Below are 613 nucleotides of genomic sequence, written 5' to 3' on the forward strand. Positions count from 1 at the left end.
ACACCGGTCTCGATCTCGGTCGGCGCCAACACCTTCACCGATCCTGTCGGCAACGACAACACCGCCTCCAACACCGACACGGCCACCGTCGACACCGTCAACCCGACGGTTGTGGTCGCCCTCGACCGCGACACCTTCGACGACCATCACAACACCTCGGCGGTGACCTTCACCTTCTCGGAGGTGCCGAGCGGCTTCGATGCGGGCGACATCACGGTGACCGGCGGCCTGATCTCCGGTCTCACCCAGGACCTTGCCGGCGATCCGTCGGGCAAGACCTACACGGCGACCTTCACCGCCAGCGACAATTCGACGACACCGGTCTCGATCTCGGTCGGCGCCAACACCTTCACCGATCCTGTCGGCAACGACAACACCGCCTCCAACACCGACACGGCCACCGTCGACACCGTCAACCCGACGGTTGTGGTCGCCCTCGACCGCGACACCTTCGACGACCATCACAACACCTCGGCGGTGACCTTCACCTTCTCGGAGGTGCCGAGCGGCTTCGATGCGGGCGACATCACGGTGACCGGCGGCCTGATCTCCGGTCTCACCCAGGACCTTGCCGGCGATCCGTCGGGCAAGACCTACACGGCGACCTTCACCG

1 protein-coding gene is annotated in these 613 nt (G+C 65.6%); it reads left to right on the forward strand.

The genetic code is table 11. From position 1 onward, the window contains the following. The coding region (locus tag DPM35_RS32695; RefSeq protein ID WP_198419748.1) for an Ig-like domain-containing protein at positions 1 to 613 on the forward strand (613 nt) is incomplete at both ends.

Origin of the sequence: Mesorhizobium atlanticum (assembly GCF_003289965.1) — a bacterium.
GTDB classification, from domain to species: domain Bacteria; phylum Pseudomonadota; class Alphaproteobacteria; order Rhizobiales; family Rhizobiaceae; genus Mesorhizobium; species Mesorhizobium atlanticum.